Raw genomic sequence first — 23,199 nt, 5'->3', positions numbered from 1 at the left:
AAAGTGATCACTACAAACACTCGCTAATTACGGGCAAACCGGACATCATATTATATCGAGTGGGGTTAATTAAGCATCCTGGTTGCGGTTGGGGCGGGTTTACTTGGCTTTCTGGCTTGTATTAGAGATTTTGGTCAACCCGCCCCAGAAGGGATTTATGTTTATATTCCCAATTACCAATTACCAATTACTAATTATCCCAGTTGCGATCGCAACTTCCCCGTTTCCAATTCCGTCTCAAAAGCCGCCCGCACCTTTTCCCACTCCGCTTGGGCTTCCAACAGGCGATCGCGCGCCGTACTCACATCAAAAACCTGTTCCCCTCCAGACTCAACCGCCACGCGGCCCATATACTCCAACTCCTTGCAAACCGCAGAAAAAGACACGGCTCCTAAATTGGCGCTGCTCGACTTCAGCGTGTGAGAAGCCAGCTTCAAACTATCAGCATCGCCGAGAAAAATAGCCTCCTTAATAGTTTCTAACTGCTGTGGTGCGTCTAACAAATATATCTTAATCAGCTCCCCCAAAAAATCCGGGTCTTCCTCATCGTCTAGGTCGCGGAGATTGTGCCAAACATGAAAATCAATTGGCGAATCTGCTCCCGCTTGAACAATCGAATATCCAGCATCCTCACTGTCAAGTTTCTCGGAAATATCTTGATTTTTCGGCTCAGTAACGGCATCGAATTTATCCCGCTCCAGAGGTGAGCACTTGCTCAAGGCGAGCGCCAACTCTTCCCGGCGCACGGGCTTAGTAATATAATCGTCCATACCTGCTGCCAGACACTTTTCGCGATCGCCCTGCATCGCATTAGCAGTCATCGCAATAATTCTCGGCTTCTGGTTAGCCGGCCATTCCTGACAAATGCGGCGCGTCGCTTCCAACCCGTCCATGTTCGGCATCTGCACATCCATCAGCACAACATCGTAAGATTGCCGCTTCAGGGCCTCCAAAACCTCCAACCCATTACCCGCAATATCAGCCCGATATCCTATCCTGTCGAGCAAATGTGTAGCGACTTTTTGATTCACCACATTGTCCTCGGCCAGCAAAATCCGAATCTGAGTAGAAGTAGCTGCATCAAGTCCTGCAGAATTGGTAGCAGCCTGCCTCAAAACGGCAGGCGTCCTCCGCACGCGGTGCTGTTCTTGAGAATTTTCAAAATACTTCAATCCCGAAGTCAAAGTTACCACATTTGAAACTTCTCCCCTGCCGCTTTTCCCGCTAACATATCCAAAAACTTGCAGCAACACATTATAAAACTGAGACTGTTTTAGAGGCTTAGTTAAAAAAGCCGAAAAATGTACTTCTGTAGTTTCAAGTTTTTTCCAAACTTCCGCCTTGCTTAAATAAGTAAACAGCACCAAAGGTAGCGCCATTTTGCGCGGGGTTTTAACTTTCATCAAATTCTGATTTATGCCGCCGCTTGACAAATTGCTCATCTCAAATTTCCGAATCTCCACAGCCAAAGCCACACCGTCCATATCTGGTAGATTCATCGCCAAAATAGCTAAATCCAGCGCCGAGTTTTCTTTGATGATTTCCAAAGCCTCAGCACCCGAACTTACAGCCACCGGTATCATGCCCCAAGACTCTGCCTGCCGGATCAAAACTTGCCGATTAATGCTATGATTCTCGACAATTAACAAGCGCTTACCAGCGGCAAATTCCGGTCTTTTTTCCTCAGGCCGGATGTCATTAGCTTCAGCAACCAACGTGAAATAAAAAATCGAACCCGAACCCGATATCGACGGCGGAGTAAATTCCGGAGGGCACCTTCCAGCGATACTTGGTTTGCTCGCAGAAACTGCCGTTTGAGACTTAGAACTTCCCGGAGCAACCTGGCTGACAACCCACATTCTACCCCCCATCATATCGCTCAAACGCTGGCTGATAGCCAGCCCCAAACCCGTCCCGCCGTAATGTCGCGTTGTCGAAGCATCCACCTGCGAAAAAGCTTTAAACAGGCGATCGATCCGGTCTGGCGGAATGCCAATTCCCGTATCATGGACAGCAAATTGAATCTCGTATTGTCTGCTACGTGCCAACTGTCCCTGGTTAATTGCTAGCCGTTGCGGGTCTAGAATATTGATTGTTTCCGGCAAACTCTTAGCAGCTACCTGCTCAATTTTCTTAGCCGTACAGCAGACGACAATTTCTCCCGATTCTGTAAACTTAACTGCATTGCCCAGCAGATTTACCAAGATTTGGCGCAGCCTAGTGACATCTCCTAAAATGTTTTTCGGAACAGAAGAGTCAATAAAGTAAGCCAGCTCTAAACCTTTTTCTGATGCTCTCGGAGCCAGCAATTCCAGAGATTCTTCTATACAGTTTTGCAGCTCGAAGGGGCTGCGTTCCAAATCCAGTTTTCCCGATTCAATCTTGGAAAAGTCGAGGATATCGTTAATAATAGTCAGCAAAGCATCGCCGCTGGTGCGAATTGTCTCCACAAAATCCCGCTGTTCTGGAGTTAGATCCATATCTAGCAGCAAGCCAGTCATCCCGATTACCGCATTCATCGGAGTGCGGATTTCGTGACTCATAGTCGCTAAAAATTCGCTCTTAGCTCTGTTAGCAACTTCCGCCGCTTGTCGCGCTTGATCCAAAGCTTCATTTTGCTCGGCTAACTGTCGCTGTCGCTCAACTTCCGTTTCTAAAAGTTGTGCTTGAGCTAACGTAATTCCGACTTGAGCGGCAACATCTTCTAACAGTTCAATTTCGTCTGGAGTCCACTGGCGAGTTGCATCGCACTGGTGCAAAGTAATAATTCCATTCGGTTTTCCTTGATAGGAAGTGCGAACCGCCAACATAGATTTTAATCCGATGCGGCGGCACATCGGTCCCGAAGATTCGAGCAAAGGATCGGCAAACACATCGGGAGATGCCAGGGCTATATCTTCAGCCAGGAGTTTTTCTGTGTAGGGGTTATAAGTGACAGAAAGTTCTAAATCTAAAGCCGATTCGTGACCTGGTTCTAAGTATTCCGCGACGCAAGGAAGGTGGGGATAAGGTTGGGAAAGATAGGTGTGAATTGTACAGCGATTGACGCCAAATACGCGACCAATTTGGGTAGCTGTCGTCTGAAAAATTTCTTGAGTATCTAAGGTCGATCGTACTTTTTGAGTAATTTGTTTGAGCAGTAAAACGCGCTGGTACTGACGTTGTAAAGTTCGCTCTCGCTCTTCGCGGGCAATTTCCGCGCCGATGTAATTGCCCATCAACTTTAAAATTTCAAAATTCAGCGGTTTCAAAGGAGATTTACTGGTGCGGGAAGTAAAGCTCAAAGTGCCAAAAACTCGCCCTTGTACCATTACCCTCGTCCCCACAAAAGCCTCCAACTTGCGCACGCTGTAAGCGGGGTGGTTGCGCCACTCAGTAGTGCCGGCTGATTCGATAGAAATAGGTTCGCTCGATCGCAAAACCTCTCGCTCGAAGGTCCTGCTCAAAGAAAAACCGTCTCCTTTAGCAAATCCAAAGGGAAAATCTTCCGGTACATAAGCCGCGATCACTTCGTAGCGATCGCCCAAAACCCTGCCCAACAGCCCGATATCCATCCCAAACTGACTGCAACCCATTGCCAGCAACCGGAGCGTTCGATCGTCAAAAGAGCCTTCCGAGCTCACCATTACCTCGTAGAGCGATCGAATTGCCCGCTCGCTTTCCCGCAGTTTCTCAACCCCTTCGATGCGGTTGCAGACATCGTGCAAAGTCCCTAAAATTCCCGTTATTTCGCCTTGGGAATTCCGCTCGACTTGGGCATATATTTCAACAGAAATAAAGTTATCATTACTGTGAATTTCCCATGAGTTTTTTTCCGAGCCCGACTTGTACTTAAATCGCAGTTCTCGCCGTTCAAATTCCGACTTGCCCGACAGCAAAGACTCCAAGAAATTTGCACATTCTGCGCGCTCATCTGGATGCACCCAATCTAAAAAATTAGTTGCCAAACTTTCGGCAACCGAAAAATTCGTAATTTCCGTCCAAGCGCGGTTGAGAAATGTCCAAACCCCCGCCGCATCTATCTGGAAAATTACTGTTCCTTTCAAAGAGTCAAATACTTGGAATTGCTCCCGAGCGTGAGCCGGTTTTTTGAGTTCTAACTGCTTGTTTGGAGTAATATCTGTATGAGTTCCTACTACCCGCAGCGGTTTGCCCGTAGGGCTGCGCAAAACTTGACCCCGGTTCAGCACCCAGATAGTGCTGCCGTCTTTGCAGTACATCCGATATTCTGCTGCAAAATCCGCTGTCTTTTGGGCGAAGTGGTCTTCTAAAGCGGCCTTTACTCCGTCAATATCATCTCGGTGGATGCGACTCCACCATTCGGATCGGCGATTCGAGATTTCCCCTTCTTTGTAGCCCAGCATTTCTTGCCACCGCACCGAATAAAAAAACTCATCTGTTTCGAGATTCCAGTCCCAAATCCCGTGATTGTTGACTGCTGCGGGGAGATTTGGGCGCTCCACAAAACTGTGAGGAGAAATTTCAGCCGCGAGGTGGCTATTTGCTGCCCTCCCCTGTATTTCTGCTGAAAGTTTTTTGTATTGAGCGTTGCTAGATTCTAGCTGGCGCTGCAAAGCGATCAAGCCAGAATGCAGAGATTTTGAATCCAGTGCTTGTAAAAGGATAGTTTTAGGATTCACAATCCCGATCGGGTGATTGCTTTCGTTGATGACTAATAAAGGCAACTGGCAGTAGTTTTTTTGCAGCAGGGTGATTGCTGCTTCCAGGGTAGAGTGCGATCGCACCAGTGGCGGCGAACTGCTGCAAATCGCTCCTGCTTTAATTTTGTTCGAGTCTCTTCCCAGGGCCTGCAACTGCACGATGTCCCGCGAACTTACCACCCCAACCAGTTTGTGAATGTTGGGATTTGGAAATTTGGAATTTTGAGCAGCACCAGTCGAGTGTGGTTCGGGGGTTTCAGTGATTAATACATAGGTAACATTGTGTCTGAACATCAGTTGCGCCACATAGCGAACCGAACAACTAGCAGGAGCGTGAATAATTCGCGAGGCCGAGATTTGAGGGATTTGATAAAGTTTAATTAAACTCGCGGGCAGCTCTAATTTCGGATGCAGAATTGGCAGCGGCGGAGGGAACGCGAAATCCACCGCAGGTGGCGAAGCGCTGCTAATTGCTTTTTGTGTCGTCGAGTCCCCAATTCCCTGCAACAAAAGCACCAAGCTTTGAGGGCTAATTAAACCGACAAGTTCTTCAGTGTCGCTGACGACGGGCAAATGGCTGATCTTATTTTTCTCCAGCAGATTTGCTAAGGCAAAAAAGTCGGGGATTTCCGATTCTCGGGCTACAGTTACGGTTCTGATCATGATTTGCTCGATGGCAAATCCGCTCAAAGCAGCGCCGATCGAATTTAGCTGTACGACATCTCGCGCTGTAAAAATCCCCAGCACTGTCTGGCCGCCCGGTAGAGTCGCTTCGGAGCCGGCCAGACGCAGCCTGTTGCCTCCTGCGTGTACCGCACGCGGTAGGCCGTTGTAGAAACCCGACTGTTGCCGCGACTGTGGGGAAGCCCCGTTCGTGGGATTTCCGAATTGAGAATTCCCGCGCGGTTCTACCACGAGGACGTAACTGGCTCCTGTGCTGCTCATCAGCTCGATCGCCTCTTCTACGGGCGTCTCAGGGGTGACAGTGAGGGGATGGCGGTTAATGACCTGATTGAGGGAGGGAATAAACATCAGGGGGCATAAAAGTTATATTTGTTGGAAAAACCCGATCGCGAGCAGCAGCTTGATTGAGAGGCTTTACCCGCGAGATTTCCCAGCGCCCTCAAAGTTTCTGTACGATTAGAATCACCGATACTTCCAGCATCTTGGCATTGAAATTTAATTCGGTGCCAACTCCTGATAATTGACCGGTTCTGACTTTCAGAACCCATGCTATCTGCCAGAGGGCGGACATGAAGGCTGGCGGGCAATTCCTCGCTTAGCATAACTGCTGCGGGTTTACGAGCAAGAATTTCTGCGATTGTCTAGACTGCACCCTACTTTCTCGCCCTCAACGGAACTCTCGCTCGGATTCTGTTTGAGGCAAGATACCTGCACGCTACCAATTTACCAGCGACAGGAGGGGAATCACAACATGACGATTTAGGTATTGCTTAGGTATTGCTACTGTGCAATTAGGGGTTCCAGGGTTCAAGGACTCGAGGGATCGAGGGCCAAACCTGCCGAAAATAAATAATTCTGATCATAACTAATTCTATCTTAGGGCAATTATGACCCCGAGGATTTAAGCTTCAATTCTGGCGATCGAACTTGATGAGAATAGCGCTGTTCCCCGCCACCGCAAAACTCGCATTACCACCCTTGAGGGTTAAGCTACCAGCAACCTCATCCATTTTCTGAGAACTGAACTCCCGCACCGTGCCATTACCGGCTTTGACCAGAGCCGAAATATCAGCATTAACCGTGTAAGATTTGGATCTATCGTTGACAACCAGCAAGTAAACATTGTTGCTAGTATCGAGAGTTGCAACTGCCATTAAATCCGAACTGTTAGTGATAGGAAAAAAGGTAGTTTTCCCGCCCTGCAAAGCCCTAATTCCCATCCGCAAAGCATAGTAGCCCGCGCGCCGCGTCGCGGATGGCCCCAGCAAACCTTCTAGCGCTGGCGGCTTTCCCCAGTCGTACAAACAGAATATGTGACTGCCGTAAATATAATTATCCCCCGGTTGGGAACCTCGAATCAAATTCTTAATCAAATTTAAAGCTAAAGATAAATCGTTATAGCTAATCTCGTAAGTTCCCCATTCTCCTACCCAAAGCTGCGAGTTAGCGCGGACAGTACCGTTCATCCAGCCGCGCACTTTGCGGGTGTAGTTAGAAATATCTGCCTCGTAGTTGTGGACATTGACAGTATCGAAATAATTAGGAATTTCTCGCAAAGCACTAGCCGGCCAATTGCTGCCGCCTACAGTTTTCGGCCCGTGGATGCGGTAAGGGCGGGAAGGCAAATAAGTTTTGTAAACAAAGTCGATCGCATCTTTTGCCACCTTAACCAATTCAAAATAGTCAGCCCTAGTCCCGCCCCAACCCATAAGGCGATTGTCCGGTTCGTTGTGAATTTCCCAATCATCAACGCGGTAATCATTGCGAACATTCAGCCAATAAACCGTAGCAAAAACGTGTTCCCACCACTCGTTCCAATCTTCTTTGGCGCGCGGCGGATTCAGTTGCAGAGCCCAACTCGGATTCCAGCCATTGTCAACATTCCGAATACTCACCACCGGGCGAATATTTGCTTGTTTGAGACTATTAAAAATAGTTTTGGCATTGCCTTGCCAAACTGTGCCGGGTCCTCCCGACCACCAATAATCGCTACCCTGGGGCGGATCCGTCATAATCCGATCCCAGGGCGCCCAATTAATTATATTTGGATTTGCCTTAATTTCGTCAATAGACGGCCAGCCGTATTTACCATCATCATCTTCAGGTTCCCATCGAGACATACCGCCGTAAATGCGGTATGTATTAATTCCCAAATCTTGCAAATCTTTGATGTCGAAATTGATATTGCCCTCGACTGCACCGATGTAGCGAGTGCTAACACCCGCAGCATTGCCGGAAAATTTAATTGTTTCGATGCTTTGAGCAAAAGTTGTCGTTCCGCTGAACAACTCAAGGCTGAGGGCCATTAAAAGACCGAGAAACAAATTCAGAATTCTAGTTTTTGATAACACTTGACTATTAACTACGAATTTAGGTTATTTTATTCCAGAACTAAAGGAACCCATCGCTAATCTAAATGGACTTGCGATCGAGTTTGTTAGGTATTGTAATAAAAAAGCAATAGCTATACAAATTTGAATCATTAATACATAAACTAAAATAGCACGACCAGCACTCAAAAGAAGAGGTTCACCTTGAACAAGCACAATAAAAAACTTTTTTATAATAATTAACCCTATAAACTGCGTCAAGTATAGTTCATAGGAAATATGAGAAAGCCCTGTTAAAAATCTAGTTGTTAAGTCAGATAATTTGCTCAACTTTCTACACACATTAAACACAATCACAAATATGCCAAATCCAATAAATGCATCATAAAAAGACAGTCCTAAAGGAAAATTTACGCCTAAAATTTTTAGGTTATTAGCAAACTTTAACGAACCCATAATACCAACTAGTTCACAAATTATTGCTAGGATTATTGTGATTGGTTTCGTTAGGTAATTAATTAATAGATTAGGATTAGTTGCATAAACCTTTGCCATTGCCATTCCCAAACAAAACTCAAACAACCTTGAAATTGCTAAATAGCCTGGATAACCGAAATCGCCTATTATTATTTTTTTTTGTTGTAAAGATAGGTTAAAACCTACCATTAAGATTAAAAATGTATAGGTTAATTTAATTAACAAAGAAGTCCAAATAAACTGTGAGACAGAATATTTTTGTAAAAATTTAAAGAGCAACAAGAAACACAAATAAAATTGAATTAGTGGAAACATAAACCAAGAAAATGGTATTGCTTTATCGAGAATTATCAAACTTCTCCACAATGAAAACCAATCAAAATAGCCGAAAAATAAATCTGACCTTAACCGAGGAATTATCAAAGATACAACTAAAAGTATCCAGTAGGTAGGGTAGAGCCGGAAAAACTTTTTTTTCATAAAAGTGATCCAGCTTTCATCAGGTTTTAAAATCCTTGAATAAGCCAGCCCAAAACCACTTAGAATGAAAAAAATATGAACTCCCTGATATCCAAGCAAGAAAAATATATTCAGTAAATCAAAAACTATATTGCCCACACCATTAAATGGGAGGGGGAAAAATTTGGCTAGCGTCGAGGCTGGACCCACTACTTTTAGATACTCCAAAAAGTTGGTGTATCCAAAAAATGGAGGGATGATATTGTAAGACCAATAATGAATGCCCAGTACCCAGCATGCGGCAAAGCCTCTCATCATATCTAATTCTTTAAATCGATTAGATTTCATAATTGAAAATATCCGCTTAACTCAAAGTTATAGCAAAGGCCAGGATAGTTAGGATGGTACAGGATGTAGTCGATAGCTTATAGGATTCGGCACTACTTTTGGTCTCTAGTATTATAACTATTTAACCGGACATAATATACCCCTCTATCATAGCAACTTTTAGCCTGCACAAACTGCCTGCTGCCTAATACCTACTGACTAATTAACTTCAACCGACGCTGAAGTTCTCCCGCAGCCGTAGCAATTACGACAGCCAAAATCGGGTGCAGCGGCTCGCTGTGGCGAACTTCTGCATAAGTGAGCGAATGAATCAAAGTAAAATAGCCACAGACTAGCAACAGCGGCAAAAACTCCCGCCAGCGATGCCGCAAAACAATCATGCCCAAAGCAGCAAATACAGGCAAAATTCGCGACCATAAAATGCCGACAATCCGTTGTGGCGAAAAGAATGGCCGCATTGCCTCCACATTAAACATAGCGTGATAAGGCCAGTCACTCATAGGGTTTCCCAACCATAAAAAAACTGCTTTTTGCAAACAATACCATAGATAGACAGCAGGCTCGCGGAGGATTGAAGCGATCGCCCGTTTAGTAAAATAGCGATCGCCCTCAATTGTAAAAGCATTGTGTCCCCCATTCCGATCCGGATTCAGTTCTTCATCCCAAATCTGAACCACATTGCGTTTTGGCACTTGTTCATAGGCCAAATGATAAAACTCAGGACTTCCTTGCCACAGCAGGGCCGTAGAAACGCTGTAAATCAAAAAAGTCTTGTGAGTTCGATAATTGTGGTAAGTCCAAGGTGCAGTAATTATGATAATTGCGCCCAAATAAGCCATAAACAAAGCTATCTTGCGCTTAAAAGGCCATTGGCGCGGCATCAATAGTGGCACAATTGCTGGAAGCAACATCCCTGTCGGCCGACAAAGATTCGTAATTGCCAACAGCGCACCTGCTAATGAAAAATTTTGCCACTGCGGCTGTTCCAATGCCCGCAGCAGACCCAGCACTGTTAAAAGTATTAAAGGTGCGTATAAAACCTCTGTTTGCACCCGCCTGACATGAAGAATCAGGGAGGGATGCAGCGCAATTAATCCAGCCGCTACTAAGGAACTTTGAGCGCCAGTAAAACGCCGTGCTAGGATAAAAGTTAGCGGTATGATTGTCGCCCCCAAAAAAGCTTGTACGTAGACTACAGATGCCGGAGAACGGCCAAAAATTGCATAGCATCCAGCCACAAAAAATGGATAAATTGGCGTCCGGCCCGGCCAATCAAAAAAATGACCCTTCAGCAGCGCGTCTGCCAAATACTCATAGCCCGGTTCATCGCCTATGAGACGGGCGGGGGTATCGGTGAGAGTTTGGTTGGTGCGCCACGCCAAATAAAGGCGGAATGCCAGTCCCAGCAGCGTCAAACAAGTCAGCGCCAAGACAATTATGCGGTCATTTCTTTGCTGCTGGGCTTCTGATATATCTGGTGTCATAAAAACTGACTGCCAAAATTTGATTGGCTAGAGCCCATTTTTTTAGGTTGGGAATGTCAAAAATTATAACGCGACTCATCCCACATGGCTTAGCCGCTTTAGTAAAACTTTTAAAATACATAAAATATCCGCATCATTTCTCAAAAGCCCCCGGATTTGTCCCTTTGCAGGCTGATTGACGCGAGTAATACCCAATCCGGGATTTCTACCCCCTTGATTCTTTAGTCTCCTGGGAATGGACTTCGTTTGTAGAGTAGCGGTTTCAACCGCCGAGTCCAATTGGCGATTTTTAACGCGGATTTGGTATGATTCTCAAATCTAGAATCTCAAATCGGCTGACTGTGGACTATGCCCATGTAGCCAGATTATATATTATTTGCCGCCCGATGTAAACGGAGCCATCGCTAATCTAAATCGACTTGCGATCGAGTTGGTTAGCTGTTGTAATAAACAAGCATTAACTATACAAATTTGAAGAATTAATATATAAAGTAAAATAGCACGGCTAGCAGTCACAAGTGAAGGTTCACCTCGCACCACCACAGTAAAAAATTTTCGTATTACAATTAACCCTATAAACTGCGTTAAATATAGTTCATAGGAAATCTTAGAAACCCATGTTAAAAATCTAGTTGTTAAATCAGAGAAATTTATTAAGTTTCTCAAAATATTAAAGACAATTACAAATAGCCCAAATCCAATGAAAGCATCATAAAAAGACAGTCCAACAGGTAAAAGTACGCCGAAAAATTTTATTTCATTTAAAAATTTGAACGAACCCATAATACCCAATATTTCAAAAATTATTGCTAGGGCTATTGTGACTGGCTTAGTTAGGTAATTAATTAATAGAGTAGGATTACTTGCATAAACCTTTGCCATTGCCATTCCTAAACAAAACTCAAATAACCTTGAAATTGCTAAATAGCCTGGATAAGCGAGATCGCCCAATATTGGTGTAAATACGTTGTTAAAGCCTAACATTAAAACTAAAAATGTATAGATAACTTTAATAACAAAAGAAGTGAAGAGAAACTGTCCAATAGAAAATTTTTGTAAATATTTAAATAGCCAAAAAAAGCACAAATAAAATTGAATTAGTGGAAACATAAACCAAGAAAATGGTATTGCTTTATCGAGAATTATAAAACTTCTCCAAAATGACCACCAATCAAAATAGCCATAAAATAAATCCGCTCTTAACCTAGGAATTATCAAAGATACAGCTAAAAGTATCCAGTAGGTAGGGTAGAGCCGGAAAAATTTTTTTCTCATAAAAATGCTCCAGCTTTCATCAGGTTTTAAAATTCTTGAATAAGCCAGTCCAAAACCACTGAGAATGAAAAAAATATGAACTCCCTGATATCCCAGCAAGAAAAATATATTCAGCAAATCAAAAGCTATATTGCCTGCACTATTAAATGGCAGGGGAAAAAACTTGGCAATCGTCGAGGCTGGACCTACTGCTGTTGCATACTCGAAAAAGCTGCTGTATCCAAAAAATGGAGGCAAGAAATTGAAGTACCAAAAATGAACCGCCACTACCCAGCAGGCAGCAAAGCCTCTGATCATATCTAATTCTTGAAATCGATTATACTTCATCAATAAAAATCTCCGTTTAATTCAAACTTATAGCGACAGTCAGGAGAGTTAGGATGGTAAGCCTAGGATGTACTCGATCGCTTTTGCCGCCTAACCTCCGCGTGAACCCTCGTTAAATTATTGCACGCGGAGGTTATGCAGCGATGTTTTTGCCCCACGGATTATATCTAATGTCAGAGCATTCCAGCGGACGATCGCATCAGGAGACTGGCGATTCGGAGTTTGGGCAATTCCCTACGGGATAGCTGCGCTTCACGCACTTTCCGGTTGCAGCACCCAGCGCAGGGGAGTTTGTGGCAATTTTGAGCTAATAGTGCTGGTAGCAGTAAAGGAACCAACTGCCAGATCAGCCAGAATTAAACCATGTTTCAGAGGCTCCTGCGGTTTTGCATTTATGGTATTTATTGAAAATAATATTCAAAAGCGGCGTTGCGACCAGGACCGTAAGTCCAACTTGTCAACTAGCTAGTTTTCTTAAACAAATTTTAATGAACTTTGTTGATATTATTCTTATTAAAGAGATGTAAAACAATCAAGCTGTAGGATGGCAAGTCTTATGATTGCGGAGTTTTAGAGGCTAATAGCATTCAGTAAACAATAAAAAGTTATTAAGTAGTTGACTTTAATTAGCAATAGGCTTACAATCTACATCGTCTAGATTAATTGGGGCAAGACAATTAAACGTAATTGCAGATACGTGATTCTTCCCGTCTTTTGACGCTAGAAGATAATCCGAGCGTGTCAGAGAAAAAGCTGGTTGCGATCGACTGAGCGATCGACATTATTTTCTGATACTTACATAGCTTGACCCGCAGATAGCGCTTGTGAAAGCTAAAAAAGGCTCTTGTGGGAAAACTTATAAATTAGATGGGTTTGCCCCGGTTTATATCGTGTCCGGTTAAGTACCAGGCGGTTTTTTACTTGTTGCAATCGAAGCTGGCGTCCGCAATTTACAGGCAAGATGTCTGTGCTACGGACTAAGAATTTTGCGCTCAACTAACCGACAAAAAGATTCCAGTAAACTCTAGTTGATTTTTCAATAAATCGACTCAAATCTCGTCAGGTTTGTTCGAGATTACGGCATCAATTTTGCTCCCAAAGTCTGACTTTAGGGTGTCGTTTTACACGCGCTCAAATACAACTAAAACGTAAATATCAAAGGAGTTCTCAATGGTTCCCGATAACTTGCTGAATACATCATCGAATACAACACCCCCCCTATTTCCCAATACCGCACAGGCAGACTTAGGAATATCCAGCGACTTATCACGGTTGGATGCTTTGTCAAAGTCGATCGGCTCACCCAGCAGCCTCAATGCAGAAAGAACCGCCAGCCAGACAATTAATTTCCAAAACAATGACAGCCTAATCACAGGCGACGGCAGCGGCACGATTTTTGCAGACACAGGCAAAGACATTATTAATGCCTCAGAAGGACCAAGCAGCATCTTTGCTGGCGAAGGCAATAAAACCATCACCGGCAGCCCCGGCGACGATACCATCTACGCCCAAGCAGGCAACGACATCATCAATGCGGGAGAAGGCAACAACCTCGTCTTCTCCGGCAAAGGCAACAACCGGGTAATTACAGGTAGCGGCAACGATTTCGTCACTGCAGGTGCCGGCAACGACCAAATCTACACAGGTCTTGGTGATGACAACATCAATGCAGGCGACGGCGATAACACGATCGAACCGGGAACTGGCAACGATTCAGTTTCCGTCGGCAATGGCAGCGATCAAATCGTTCTCGAAGCTGGCGAAGGTTCCGTTAGCATATTTGGATTTAATGCGCTGGCAGATAAACTGCGCTTAGGCGGCAGCCTTGTCGGCAAATCCATCTCCTTGGTCACCGAACTGGGCAGCACCCTAGTCAAAGCCGGAGATGACTTGTTGGCAACCATCAAAGACGTACCTACAGGAGTACAAAAAGCTCTCGTTTCCGCTGACATTCCCCTGTACCGTTACCAAGTTGTTGACCTAGGTGCGATCGCTCCCACAGGCAATGCCACGCAAGCTAATGCCATTAACGACCGAGGACAGATAGTTGGTCGTTCCCAAACCGCCGAACCACTTGGCACGGGGTTCCGCAACCAAGGGTTTATTTGGGAAAACGGGGTGTTCAAGCCGCTGACTAGCACCGGCGTGAAAAACGGCAGCGGTGCCAATACCGGAGAAACCGTTACTCAGCGGGGTGGTGGTGGCTTTACTGCAGCCATCAACGATTTAGGGGCGATCGTCGGTACCAGCGATGAATTTGCCGGTCAGCCCACAGACCGCGGCTTGCTGTGGCAAAAGGAGGCTGACGGCGACTACAGCCTACAAATCACCGACTTGGGCGGTCTTGAAACCTACTTCTACGACATCAACAACCAAAACCAAATCGCCGGCCGCCACATCTACGCGCCCGGTCTCACCCGCCCGCTTTATGTAGACCAGGGTTTCATCAACCCCCTAGCGGATTTGGGCGGCGACACCGGTCTGGCGAATGGAATTAACAATAAAGGTGCGATGGTCGGACAGCTTGACAGTGACGGACTCAACAGCAGAACCGTCAACACTGCGGCATTGTGGGAGAAAGGCGCAGATGGGCAATACAAGCTGACCAACCTCGGCACCTTTGGGGCAGAACAAGCCATTGCCCGCGACATCAACGATGCTGGTCAAATCATCGGTTGGACTGTCGCTGGTACCGGCGCGACAGCCACAAGTTCCCCATTCCTGTTGCAAGACGGCCAAAAAATCAACCTCGGCAGCTTTGGCGGCGCCAACGGCCAAACCGCCGGGATTAACCAATTCGGTCAAGTGGTCGGCTTCTCCCAGGATGGGAATCTTCAAAACCGCGCCTTTGTCTGGAACAACGGCGTCATTAAAGACTTGAACAATCTGACACTCACAAATCCGACTTTTGGCGGCAAGAAGGTGATTTTGACTAATGCTACGGGCATCAATAATTTCGGCGATATTTCTGCCTACGGGAGTTACACCTACCAAAATGCGGCGGGCGCGACCCAAACAGGAACCCGTGCTTATCTGCTGAAGGCGATCGCGACAACTTAAATTAGTTGAGATCGACGCAGATATCTAAAAAATATCTGCGTTGAGCTGCGCCGATCTGCGATTTAAAATCTAGCGGTTCGATCGCGTGGTGAGGTATTCCCTATGCCCTGCGCGGGCCAATGCCCTGCGCGGGCCAATGCCCTGTTTGCCCTATGCCCTATGCCCTATGCCTGATGCCTGATGCCTGATAGTACCTCATGTTACGCTCGTAAGGCTATATCTGTTATGTGAAAATCAAACTAAGGATCGCGAATTAAATAACTTACAATTTTAATTATTCTTGTGGAAGTTATTTAATTCTCATTCCTAACGCGAAGTTAAAACAATGTATTGAGGATGCGATCGATCGATAAATCCCTCCTCTTCGAGCCTAGCCATCAGCCGCGTTACTGGAAGAAGTCCGCGATTTCCAACACTGGCGCAGCGTTGTCGTCAACGGGCGAGAATAACGCCTCACCTAGCAGCAAGAAATCGATCGCGCGATGCAATTGGTCAAAAAAGACAACCCCACACTTTCACCCAGGATCGATCGCACCTGGATTGACTCTTGGGGGCCTGCGGAGTACGTCCCAGACTGAAATTACTAAAAGCCCTCCCGGGGGAGAACCCTGCGCCAGCCGAAAAAAGTGCCAAATATCAGCTCAAACAGCTTTGCTTGCCAAAAAATCTCTCATGTACCGATTCACTAACTGCGGCTGTTCCTGCTGCACCCAGTGGCTGCAATTGGGAATGTAGTGAATCTGAAAATCCCGCACGTAATCTGCGGTTCCATAGGTTAACTCTTTGCCGAGGGCGGTATCATTTTCTCCCCAAATCATCAGCGTCGGAACTTGCAGCACGCTCCAATTCTGGCGATCGAGAAATCCGCCAGCTATATTCCGGTAATAATTGATAGTAGCAGTCAGAGCGCCCCGTTTGGCAGCCGCATCTTTGTAAGCTTCGATATCTGAGGGGGTAAAGGTGTTTTTGTCAACTGCCATACCTTCAAAAGCAGCAGCAATTGCCTGATAGTCGCCCAACTGAATTAACAACTCCGGCAAAACTGGCAACTGAAACAACAAGATGTACCAACTTCTCAGCAATTGTTGCGGAGTGCGTAGCCCTTCAGCAAACTTGGCCGGATGTGGTAGATTCATCACAATTAATTTATCCACCATTTGGGGATAAGCATAAGCAAAACTCCAGGCGATCGCGCCTCCCCAGTCGTGACCAACTAAGACGCAACTTTCGTATCCCAAACCCTGAATAATTCCCTTGACATCTTGCACAAACTCTGCCATCACGTAAGCAGATTTATCCTGAGGTTTGTCGCTGTCGTTGTAACCCCTGAGATCCACAGCGACAACTTTATAATCTGATGCAAATTCCGGGATTTGATGCCGCCAAGAATACCAAAATTCAGGAAATCCGTGCAGCATCAGCATCAGCGGCCCAGAACCTTGAGTGACATAGTGCAGTTTGATGCCGTTTGTAGCGATAAATTCGTGTTTCCAAGCAGCTTCTAGCACAGACATATTTGATGCTTCCTCTAGCTTTCGAGAAATTCTAGCAGTTCCTCTCTTTGAGAGGAACCAACTTTAGGCATATCTAGCAATTCTCCCAGCCCTTGTAAACTCTTCCTTTTCTCTTCCTTTGTGGAACAGGCGTCCCGCCGCTGGTTCTTCGCGAAAGGGGTGCGTAAAAAAAAAGCCGCTCGCCCGTTTCCCGAAAAGATTGCTATCTCAGTCAAAATATTAGTATAATGTTGCTGGCATCCAGACAACTGCTAAGCGAAAAATCACTGACTTTCGAGCGATCGTGAATCCCGATTCGCAAAAATTTGAGGTGTTGTGAGGGTGCAAGTTAAATAATTCAAAGCTGGCGAGTGTACCAGCAATTAAAGGAGTTAATACCATGTCTGGCGATCGCCTGCAAAACATTGTTAACCGCTTGACAGATCGTCTCAAGCGCGACGTATTAATTGAAACGTCCCTCTACGACATTCGAGAAATTTTGCAGAGCGATCGCGCGGTGCTTTATCATTTTTACAAGCAGTGGCAAGGTCGAGTGACTTACGAGATGTTGAGTGCGATCGAACTCTCAATCTTGGGTTCAACGGGGCCAGATGAGTGTTTTAACGGCGACTACGCTGCTTTGTACGAAGCGGGCAGAGTTAGAGCAATTGCAGATATTGAAGTAGAACCAATTAACCCATGCCACCGAGATTTTCTGCGTAGCCTGAAAGTTCGCGCCAACTTAGTCGTGCCAATTTTAACAAACAAAGGACTGTGGGGGCTGTTAATTGCTCATCAATGCAGCGGGCCCCGCACTTGGTTGCGATCGGACATTGAATTCATGCAGCAACAAGCACAAAATATGGCAATGTCTCGCGCAATTCAAGATAGTTAATATTTCATCCAAAATCCCGCTTTGTGACAGTTGGGGTGAATTGTCTGTGCGATGGAAAATTACCAACCAACCAAAATATAGTGTTCTCTTGTTAGGCGGGGGTTTGTATTGACTGATAGGGCTGGATGAGAATCTCAGCGGGAATTCCTAACTCTTGATTCAGCTTCCGAATCATTTCCAAAGTCAAGGAGCGTTTGCGAGATAATATCTCAGACACCTTAGCTCGACTGCCAATACATTGTTCCAAATCGCTACCAGACCATCCGCGGGCATCCATGTAGTATTGAATGTCTGCAATTGGATCGGGGATTTCGATCGGAAAATGCGCCTTCTCGTAAGCTTCTACGAGGGTACTGAGCACATCTAGGCGATCGGACTCAGGTTTATTAGGAGCGGCATTAAACAGCAACACAACCTCTCGAAGGGCTTCCTGATAGTCAGTTTGGGTTCTAATTGGACGAATTTCCATATATCAATTTGTGTCCCATTTCAGGAATCTCCAACTTCAATCACTTGCCCCGGAGCAATGGTCTTCAGTACGTTACGAGCATCTGGGATCAGGGGCAGTAAATCGGGGAGCCTATTGCTGGATGCGACTAGCACAACGACGGCCACTCCAGCTTGCTGTAAGTTTTGCTGATAGCGCAAATTTTGATCGGTGGTAAGTAAAATCGTGAAGCCCTCTTGACTCATGAGCCTGAGCAGTTCGCCGTTCTTTTTCCCTGACCATCCCATCTCTACGACTGTGCGTATCTCGTAGTCAAGAAGTTCGCGCTTTAGAGGTCTTGGGGCACATTCATCAAGCAGGATTCGCATAGGCTGTCAGCATTTCCTTTGCTAATTCAAGGGCTGCGATCGCCTGTGCATGACTGACACTAGGAAAATGGTCTAAAAACACATCCAATGAATCACCAGCTTCTAGATAATCAAGCAGAGTTTTCACTGGAACGCGCGTTCCAACAAACACAGGAGTTCCTCCTAGAATATCGGAGTCGCTATGAACAACACGAGATGTTAATGCCATAACAAATTCACCAGGCTGGCTACCAATCTTTACAAAGATTATAACCTAAATTCATTCCAGCTTTTGATTCCTTCAGTAATAAACGCCCCAACCGGATTATCGATAGCTTTTTCTAGCGCTGCTAGAGTAGCGTCTGTACCAGCCTTTATAACTTTTTGTTTCAGTGTTGGGTTACTTTCGAGGTGTTTAACCACTTCCTTGGCCACTACCTTATCTCTTTCTGGTGTATCGCTAGGATAACTTGTTTCTAGCTGTTTGATTAATGCTTGAATTTCGCTTGCTGCTTCTACTAAGCTTTGAGGCTTTCCTGCGGCGTAGTAATTTCCCTGAATGTAACTACCTTGAATATGTCTGTTGAAAGTACCGCCACCTGTGTTAACAGTCCAATTTTCATTGTTACTCATCTTGATATCTCCTTAAGTTGTCATTACAATTTGAAACGTGATTGCTTAGTGAGCTACAGCCGCACACTTCTATCTACCAATTCCTAAATCTTTCTTCGTCTATCTTCCCTTTCGCTTCATCGATTGCCCAGTCTTTGATAGGACTTTCACCAGTGTTATCATACATAATACCATCTATCTTGTAATGCCACTTATAATCTTTGTCTGATTCCAAATAAATTGTATGTCCTTTATAATTAATTTCTTCCCCATAATTTTCGGATTCCTCATTACCTAAATGAATTTTATACATTGGCATTTTTTGATTTAATGGATGCTTTTTTAGAAGATTTAATACTCTAAAAAAATCTTCAAAAACTTCATTGTTATCAGCATTTTCATCAATATGAAATTTACCTTTAACGTAGGGCTTCTTTCGAGTCTCTTCGGCTAACTCTTGAGCCATTTGAGTTACTGCTTGCTCTGTACTATATCCTTGATTTTGCATTTTAGTTAGAATAACTCGAAAATCATCAAGAATGGAAGTAATATCTTGGCTCAGGTCTACACGCTTGTCTTGTATGTTTATACAATAATCGCCTTGTATGTAATTACCTCCAATTACTCCATTATAGTTTCCGCCACCTGTGTTGATGTCATGATTTATAGTTGAATTATTTTTATCTTCCAAATCGTATGATTTCTGATTATCTTTAACACCTCCTTGTCGCTTGAAGTATAGATAAATACCAATTGCAAGGATGATAATGCCTATAATAAAACCAAACGTATATTGGTTTTCAACTATTAATTTGAAAACTAATTCACCAATTTTAACAATTAATGATGCAGCTAAAATTAGGCATATACCCTTTTGAGTATTAGACAGCTTGTATTTAAAGTGATGAAAAAGTTTTACTGAAATTTTTCTTAGATAGCTCATACTACCGGAATAGTATTTTTAATTTTAGTAACCAATCAATTATACTAACTTCCGGTAGAAATGGATATAGTATAAATCATTGCTTATATGTGATTAATCTCACTGATGTCAATCACTAAACGTGCTAAGTAACGTAAAAACAAAGTCTTGCCATCACCATATCACCTTCTCCATGTTCAATCAATCAACCGTTCCCTCAGTTAGATACAATATCTCAGCAATTTCCTGATTATTTTTGCCTTCACCAACCAGTGTTAATACCTCCCAATCGCGCTTACTCAACTTAGAGCGATAACTTCAACTAAAGGCGTGGCACTCACTTACAGGAATCCCACGCCATAATTTACTATTAACTAACAGCTACCGCCTCCCCCAAAGGATGCTGCTGCAAAACGGCTTGCAAATACTTCCCAGTATAAGACCTCTGATTTGCCGCCACATCCTCCGGCGTCCCCGCCACAATAATTTCGCCGCCCTTATCTCCCCCTTCTGGCCCCAAATCGATCGCCCAATCGCAGCAGCGAATCACATCTAAATTGTGTTCGATTACCAAAATTGAATTACCCTTATCCACCAATCTTTGCAGCACATTTAACAAATGGTGAACATCATAAAACGACAAACCAGTCGTCGGTTCATCGATTAAATAAAGCGTCTTCCCAGTAGCGCGGCGCGACAGTTCCGTTGCCAGTTTTACCCGCTGCGCTTCGCCCCCAGAAAGCGTCGGCGCTGGCTGTCCCAACTGAATGTAACCCAAACCGACATCTACCAAGGTTTGCAGTCTGGTTCCCGCCCTGGGAATATTTTTAAACATCTCCAAAGATTCCTCTACGGTCATGTTTAAAACATCAGAAATCGACTTGCCTTTGTACTTAACTTGCAGCGTTTCCCGGTTGTACCGTGCACCCTTGCAAACCTCACACTGCACGTAAACATCCGGCAGAAAATTCATCGAAATCACGTTCACGCCTTGGCCGCCGCAAGCTTCGCACCTTCCCCCTTTGACGTTAAAAGAAAACTGCCCCGCTTTGTAACCTCTGGCCTTCGCTTCAATGCTTTCGGCAAACAAATCGCGAATCACATCAAAGACTCCCGTGTAAGTAGCGGGATTAGAACGCGGAGTGCGGCCGATGGGAGATTGGTCGATGACAATTACCTTATCAACCACATCATCTAGAGAGCGTTCGCCTTTAGTTTTGAGGGCGTCCATATCGGGCGGTAAAGGCACTTTTTTGGTGAGATAGTGTTGCAGCGAGGGGTACAGCAATTCATTGATTAAAGTTGATTTTCCTGAACCGGAAACGCCTGTGACGCAGACGAGTTTTCCCAGGGGAATTTCGACATCGATATTTTTTAAATTGTTGCGCGTCGCATTTATGATTGAGAGAGCTTTGCCGTTGCCTTTTCTCCTTTCATTAGGCGTTTCAATTACTCGCTTTCCCGACAAATAAGCCCCGGTCAAAGATTCCTCGGCAGTTAGCAAATTTTCTAAACTTCCTTGCGAGATAATTTTGCCACCGTGAACGCCGGCACCGGGCCCGATATCGACAATGTGGTCGGCCGCCCGCATGGTTTCTTCATCGTGTTCTACGACAATCAAAGTATTGCCTAAATCGCGCAATTTTGTTAAGGTTTGCAGCAGGCGAAAGTTGTCTCTTTGGTGCAGTCCGATGCTGGGTTCGTCCAAAACGTAGAGTACCCCCGTCAAACCCGAACCGATTTGAGTCGCTAGCCGAATTCGCTGGGCTTCTCCGCCAGAAAGCGTCATTGCGGCGCGGTCTAAAGTCAGGTAATCTAATCCGACATCGAGCAAAAATTGCAGCCTTGCTTTGATTTCTCTCAGGGCTAAGTCGGATATTTGGAATTGCCGATCGCTCAATCCTAAATTATTTACTCGTTCGCGGCATTCGCGAATCGAAATACTCGTTAAATCCACAATTCCGTACTGTCCCAACCGCACCGAAAGCGCCTCTGTTTTCAAGCGTTTGCCGTGACAAACCTCGCAAAAGCGATCGACCCGATACTGTTCTAACTTCTGCTTGATCAAATCAGAACCAGTATCGTCGTACTGGCGCTGCAACATGGCAATCACGCCATTAAAATCTCTCCTCAAATCAGTGGTGCCGTCGCGCTTTTTACTTTCTGTGGTGGGCTTGGACTCATGGCCGTACAAAATTACCCGCTGGTGTTCGGGCCTTAATCGATACCAAGGAGTGTCGATATCAAACCCGCAAGTCTCAGCAATACTGAAAAGCAAAGAAAGATAATAAGAATTGTCTTTGTCAGACCAAGGTGCGATCGCACAATAAAGAGGCGCTTTCTCGTCGGGAACTACCAACTCCGGCGCAAAAGTCCGCAAACTCCCCAAACCGTGGCAGTTCGGACACGCGCCGTAAGGCGAATTAAAAGAAAATAACCTGGGTGAAAGTTCCTCCATTACCGCCCCGTGTTCGGGACAAGCAAAGTTTTCGGAAAATACGATCGGCCCCTGCGGTTCGGAATTTTCATCAGTCGGTAACTCTTCAACGATCGCAATTCCCTCTGAATGGCGCAAACAAGTTGCCAGAGAATCCACTAAACGTTCTTCTAAACCGGGTTTTTTAATTAACCGATCGACAACTATCTCGATATTGTGCGTTAGATTTTTATCTAATTCGATATTTTCCGAAAGTTCTAAAATTTCTCCGTTAACTTTGACGCGAATAAATCCTTCCGCAGCTAAACTCGACAATAATTTGCGGTGAGTGCCTTTTTTTCCGCGCACAACTGGTGCCAGAAGGTGAAAGCGAGTGCCGTCTGGAAGTGCCATGACTCGATCGCACATTTCATCAATTGTCTGCGGCGCGATGCAGCGATCGCAAATCGGACAGTGCGGTTCGCCGGCTCTGCCGTAGAGCAATCTGAGATAATCGTAAATTTCTGTAACAGTGCCAACAGTCGATCGCGGGTTGTGAGAAGTTGACTTTTGGTCGATCGAAATAGCCGGACTCAAGCCTTCAATCGCGTCCACATCCGGTTTGTCCAACTGTCCCAAAAACTGGCGCGCGTAGGCGCTGAGAGACTCGACGTAGCGGCGCTGTCCCTCGGCAAAAATTGTATCGAAAGCGAGGGAAGACTTACCAGAACCCGAGACGCCAGTAAAAACGATCAGTCGATCGCGCGGCAGTTCCAGATCGATATTTTTCAGGTTGTGCTGTCTGGCACCGCGAACCCGAATCGTATTTTGGTTATTAGAGTGAGCATTCGTCACATTATGCCCGTTGCGGGATGCACTTGGCTGGCTGTTTGAGGTTTCGGCGCGTTGGGACATGAGAGTAGTGCAAAACAGTGCTTAACCATCTTAGCGCTGCCGATCG

General features: G+C 45.3%; 18 protein-coding genes. 2 read left to right on the top strand and 16 right to left on the bottom strand.

Annotation, left to right across the window (positions count from 1 at the left end; all coding sequences use genetic code 11):
* Window positions 1–194: 194 nt before the first annotated feature.
* The 6 genes from QUB56_RS24795 to QUB56_RS24770 form a co-directional block, all read right to left on the bottom strand.
* Window positions 195–5,693, bottom strand: coding sequence for a response regulator (locus QUB56_RS24795; protein ID WP_332958826.1), 5,499 nt, complete (start codon window positions 5,691–5,693; stop codon window positions 195–197).
* Window positions 5,693–5,947: a hypothetical protein gene (locus tag QUB56_RS24790; protein WP_332958825.1), complete on the bottom strand. Its 255-nt coding sequence runs from the start codon at window positions 5,945–5,947 to the stop codon at window positions 5,693–5,695. The genes QUB56_RS24795 and QUB56_RS24790 overlap by 1 nt, the downstream gene beginning before the upstream one ends.
* Before the next feature lie 306 nt (window positions 5,948–6,253).
* Window positions 6,254–7,696, bottom strand: coding sequence for a hypothetical protein (locus tag QUB56_RS24785; RefSeq protein ID WP_332958824.1), 1,443 nt, complete (start codon window positions 7,694–7,696; stop codon window positions 6,254–6,256).
* A 24-nt stretch (window positions 7,697–7,720) separates the two neighbouring features.
* On the bottom strand, window positions 7,721–8,959 hold the full coding sequence (locus QUB56_RS24780; RefSeq protein ID WP_332958822.1) for an acyltransferase family protein: 1,239 nt from the start codon (window positions 8,957–8,959) through the stop codon (window positions 7,721–7,723).
* Window positions 8,960–9,150: 191 nt separating this feature from the next.
* Window positions 9,151–10,443, bottom strand: coding sequence for a glycosyltransferase family 39 protein (locus QUB56_RS24775; RefSeq protein ID WP_332958821.1), 1,293 nt, complete (start codon window positions 10,441–10,443; stop codon window positions 9,151–9,153).
* Between the two features lie 372 nt (window positions 10,444–10,815).
* Window positions 10,816–12,045, bottom strand: coding sequence for an acyltransferase family protein (locus QUB56_RS24770; protein ID WP_332958820.1), 1,230 nt, complete (start codon window positions 12,043–12,045; stop codon window positions 10,816–10,818).
* Between the two features lie 1,170 nt (window positions 12,046–13,215).
* Between QUB56_RS24770 and QUB56_RS24765 the strand changes: the two genes are divergently transcribed.
* On the top strand, window positions 13,216–15,105 hold the full coding sequence (locus tag QUB56_RS24765) for a hypothetical protein (RefSeq protein WP_332958819.1): 1,890 nt from the start codon (window positions 13,216–13,218) through the stop codon (window positions 15,103–15,105).
* Window positions 15,106–15,746: 641 nt separating this feature from the next.
* Here the strand turns inward: QUB56_RS24765 and QUB56_RS24760 are convergent.
* The 3 genes from QUB56_RS24760 to QUB56_RS24750 are packed head-to-tail and all read right to left on the bottom strand — an operon-like array spanning window position 15,747 to window position 17,000.
* Window positions 15,747–16,619 carry an alpha/beta hydrolase gene (locus QUB56_RS24760; RefSeq protein WP_332958818.1) on the bottom strand — a complete coding sequence of 291 codons (873 nt, stop codon included), beginning with the start codon at window positions 16,617–16,619 and terminating at the stop codon, window positions 15,747–15,749.
* 14 nt (window positions 16,620–16,633) lie between these two features.
* A complete protein-coding gene (locus QUB56_RS24755; protein ID WP_332958816.1) occupies window positions 16,634–16,834 on the bottom strand; it encodes a hypothetical protein in 201 nt (66 codons plus the stop codon).
* Between the two features lie 4 nt (window positions 16,835–16,838).
* Window positions 16,839–17,000, bottom strand: a complete 162-nt coding sequence (locus QUB56_RS24750; RefSeq protein WP_332958815.1) for a hypothetical protein — start codon at window positions 16,998–17,000, stop codon at window positions 16,839–16,841.
* On the opposite strand from QUB56_RS24750, the gene QUB56_RS24745 reads away from it, so the two are divergent.
* On the top strand, window positions 16,999–17,493 hold the full coding sequence (locus tag QUB56_RS24745; RefSeq protein ID WP_332958814.1) for a GAF domain-containing protein: 495 nt from the start codon (window positions 16,999–17,001) through the stop codon (window positions 17,491–17,493). The genes QUB56_RS24750 and QUB56_RS24745 overlap by 2 nt on opposite strands.
* A gap of 91 nt (window positions 17,494–17,584) precedes the next feature.
* Here QUB56_RS24745 and QUB56_RS24740 read toward each other — a convergent pair whose 3' ends face one another.
* The 7 genes from QUB56_RS24740 to uvrA all read right to left on the bottom strand — a co-directional run bounded on the left by QUB56_RS24740 (window position 17,585) and on the right by uvrA (window position 23,153).
* Complete coding sequence (locus tag QUB56_RS24740) at window positions 17,585–17,962, bottom strand: transcriptional regulator (protein WP_332958812.1); 378 nt, start codon at window positions 17,960–17,962, stop codon at window positions 17,585–17,587.
* 20 nt (window positions 17,963–17,982) lie between these two features.
* Window positions 17,983–18,309, bottom strand: coding sequence for a DUF5615 family PIN-like protein (locus QUB56_RS24735; protein WP_332958810.1), 327 nt, complete (start codon window positions 18,307–18,309; stop codon window positions 17,983–17,985).
* Complete coding sequence (locus QUB56_RS24730) at window positions 18,293–18,517, bottom strand: DUF433 domain-containing protein (RefSeq protein WP_332958809.1); 225 nt, start codon at window positions 18,515–18,517, stop codon at window positions 18,293–18,295. Before QUB56_RS24730 ends, QUB56_RS24735 begins: the two co-directional genes overlap by 17 nt.
* Window positions 18,518–18,555: 38 nt before the next feature.
* Window positions 18,556–18,921 (bottom strand): hypothetical protein, encoded by a 366-nt coding sequence (locus tag QUB56_RS24725; protein WP_332958808.1) that lies wholly within the window; start codon window positions 18,919–18,921, stop codon window positions 18,556–18,558.
* Window positions 18,922–18,994: 73 nt separating this feature from the next.
* On the bottom strand, window positions 18,995–19,843 hold the full coding sequence (locus tag QUB56_RS24720; protein WP_332958806.1) for a hypothetical protein: 849 nt from the start codon (window positions 19,841–19,843) through the stop codon (window positions 18,995–18,997).
* A gap of 180 nt (window positions 19,844–20,023) precedes the next feature.
* A complete protein-coding gene (locus tag QUB56_RS24715) occupies window positions 20,024–20,125 on the bottom strand; it encodes a LuxR C-terminal-related transcriptional regulator (protein ID WP_332958805.1) in 102 nt (33 codons plus the stop codon).
* A gap of 67 nt (window positions 20,126–20,192) precedes the next feature.
* A complete protein-coding gene (gene uvrA / locus QUB56_RS24710; protein ID WP_332958804.1) occupies window positions 20,193–23,153 on the bottom strand; it encodes an excinuclease ABC subunit UvrA in 2,961 nt (986 codons plus the stop codon).
* Window positions 23,154–23,199 lie beyond the last annotated feature (46 nt).

This window comes from Microcoleus sp. AR_TQ3_B6, assembly GCF_036702785.1.
Lineage (GTDB): Bacteria > Cyanobacteriota > Cyanobacteriia > Cyanobacteriales > Microcoleaceae > Microcoleus.
This window is presented reverse-complemented; position numbering and strand designations above follow the sequence as displayed.